The organism is Paenibacillus sp. 3LSP, assembly GCF_032465655.1.
GTDB classification, from domain to species: domain Bacteria; phylum Bacillota; class Bacilli; order Paenibacillales; family Paenibacillaceae; genus Fontibacillus; species Fontibacillus barengoltzii.
Genome location: NZ_JAWDJI010000226.1, coordinates 1 through 2,662, shown reverse-complemented (window position 1 = coordinate 2,662; position 2,662 = coordinate 1). Strand labels below are relative to the sequence as shown.

At 52.0% G+C, this 2,662-nt stretch carries 3 protein-coding genes; all 3 read left to right on the top strand.

All coding sequences use genetic code 11. The annotated features are described in order from the left end of the window. Nucleotides 1–176 precede the first annotated feature (176 nt). The 3 genes from RW092_RS19595 to RW092_RS19585 all read left to right on the top strand — a co-directional run bounded on the left by RW092_RS19595 (nt 177) and on the right by RW092_RS19585 (nt 2,201). Nucleotides 177–785, top strand: a complete 609-nt coding sequence (locus RW092_RS19595; protein ID WP_316011037.1) for a GNAT family N-acetyltransferase — start codon at nt 177–179, stop codon at nt 783–785. A gap of 78 nt (nt 786–863) precedes the next feature. Continuing rightward, nucleotides 864–1,688, top strand: coding sequence for an alpha/beta fold hydrolase (locus tag RW092_RS19590; RefSeq protein WP_316011036.1), 825 nt, complete (start codon nt 864–866; stop codon nt 1,686–1,688). A gap of 78 nt (nt 1,689–1,766) precedes the next feature. Next, complete coding sequence (locus tag RW092_RS19585; protein ID WP_316011035.1) at nt 1,767–2,201, top strand: DUF1801 domain-containing protein; 435 nt, start codon at nt 1,767–1,769, stop codon at nt 2,199–2,201. Nucleotides 2,202–2,662: the final 461 nt, after the last annotated feature.

Genomic DNA, 2,662 nt, shown 5'->3' with positions numbered 1-2,662 from the left:
AACAAGGGGTTATACCCCAAGAGCAAACCACCCGTTGGACGGGTGGTTATGATTTTACCTGGAGAGGCAGTGATGCTGGGTTTAAGTCGCGGGAAGGATGGGGAATCCGGCTGAGGACTGTTCTGTGCCTATTTCACCTTTTTATATAGTAGAGAAAAGAAGGGAGGAACGGTGATATGAGTGATTTCGTGATTCGTAATTTGGCGGAGCTCGGGGATCGAGAAGCCGCGCAGGCGGCGGAGATTTTTGTGGAGGGCTTTTACGATTCGCTGCGATATTTTACTTCGGACCGGGACAAATTAGCGAGGGCTCTTGTGCATGCTTTGGTGAGAGAGCAGTTTTTTGTCGCCTTGGAGGAGGGACAGGTTCTGGGGATCTTCGCGTATTCCGCAGGACAGAAGCGGGCTTTCCGATTTCAACGGGCTGAGCTGCAGCAGGAACTTGGTTGGATGAAGGGAAGTTTGTTTTATTTTCTGGTCCGTCGGGAGTTGGAAAAACCGCTGCACTTGGCGGAGGGACAGTGTTATTTCGAGGCGGTTGCTACGGCTAAGCAAGCACGAGGGCGTGGGGTCGCCAGCCAACTGAACCATGAGCTGATCTCACGTTTGGGCTATGACGATTATATTTTGGAGGTAGTGGATACCAACACTGCTGCGGTTCGCTTGTATGAGCGACTGGGATATGTCGAGTTTCGGCGGAAGCCGCAGCGCTGGTTTCGGAAGCAAGCGGGGTTTAATGCCAGGGTGTATATGAGATGGATGGGAGATCAGGCTCAATCTGAATAAGGCGTGGTCAATTTAGGTCTGGACAAGAACATATATTCGCATTATGATGAGGGCATCATGTTCGAAGGAGTGTTGCGGATGCCTTATTTTAAAGCCAGCCAAGCAGAACTTTATTATGAGGAGATGGGCTCCGGGCGGCCGATCGTGCTGATTCATGGATTTACGCCCGACCATCGTCTGATGAGCGGCTGCATGGAACCGATATTTGAGAACCGCGCGGGCTGGAGAAGAATTTATCTTGATTTGCCGGGCATGGGACAGTCGAAGAATTACGCGGGGATTGAAAGTACGGACGAAATGCTAGATGCGGTGCTGGAGTTAATTGATGCCTTGGTGCCGGAGTCGTGTTTTGCGGTAGTTGGAGAGTCTTACGGCGGGTACTTAACGAGAGGGATCATCGCCCGTCGTTCCGAGCGAGTTGAGGGAGCGGCGTTTATTTGTCCCTTGATCGTACCGGACCCGGCTCAACGGGAGCTGCCGGACCATACGGTGATTTACGAGGATCCGGCGCTGAGTAATGAACTGTCTCCCGAGGAGTATGAGGACTTCCGCTCGATGAGCGCGGTTATTGATCGACACACTTGGGAGAGATATGCGAAGGAGATCGTTCCCGGCTGTCGAGTGGCAGATTCCGCTTTTTTGGACAAGATTCGGGCGCGGTATGGGTTTTCTTTTTCGATCGATCAAGAGACGTTTGACGCACCTTCGTTATTCCTGCTTGGCCGTCAGGATACGTCAGTGGGATATGCGGATGCACTTCGCTTATTAGATCTGTATCCACGCGGTACGTTTGCGGTCGTAGACCGGGCTGGGCATAACCTGCAGATTGAGCAGGAGAACATGTTTAACGCGCTGATGAACGAGTGGCTGGATCGAGTGGAGGAAGCCAGGGATAAGGAATGATGAAATGAGACAGGCTTGTGGTGAGACTTGAATTGGCGGGTGTTGCCGGGTGATGAGATGTTAGAGGGAGGGTTCTAAGTGTACGAGCTGAAGACCAAAGAGAACGACAACAGCGTCATCGAGTTCATTGAAGGGGTAGCCGATGCGAAGAAGCGGGAGGATGCCTACCGATTGCTGGACATTTTTACGGAGATCACGGGCTATCCGGCCAAAATGTGGGGTTCCAGCATCATCGGCTTTGGCTCCTACCATTACAAATACGCCTCCGGCCACGAAGGGGATGCGCCGTTGGTGGGCTTCTCGCCTCGGAAGGCGAAGATCAGCCTGTATCTTGCCTCGAATGATCCTGAGCGAGACGCTTTGCTGGAGTCCTTAGGCAAGCATACCCAAGGCAAAGGGTGTGTCTACATTAATAAAGTCGCCGACATCGATGTGGACGTACTGCGCAAGTTGATCCGCCAGTCGGTCGAGCACCTGCGGAAATTGTATCCGAATGATGAGGAGAAGAGCTAGCTGGTAAGCGGCTCTTTTTTTATGTTGGAAGTGGTAAGGGGGCGGTCGTCAGAGACGTCGTCTGCCTTTACCTGTCGTTTGCCTTGCCCGTTGGTTATCTGCCGCGATTGGTCGTCATTAGGCATCTGATTTACCGCGGTCATGAGTCGTGAGTCGGCTGGTTAACAGGCATCTGCCTTATCCATGGTCATGAGGTGTGAATCGACTGGCTATTAGGTATCTGCCTTACCGCGGTCATAGGTCGTGGAATCGACTGGTTATCAGACCTCTCGCCTTGCCCCCGCCCGCCGTGATGTCCGTCATGTTCGTGATGGTTTACCAGTCCCCTTTATCGGTCTTCATCCGAGTCGTCGGTTGGATATACTCGAAAAATCGAGTATATTTTACTGGGAAGTGGCACTTCCGGCACTAGCCTTGCACCAAACCTGACATGAGAAATTACAGAAAAATTGTTTGTAAAA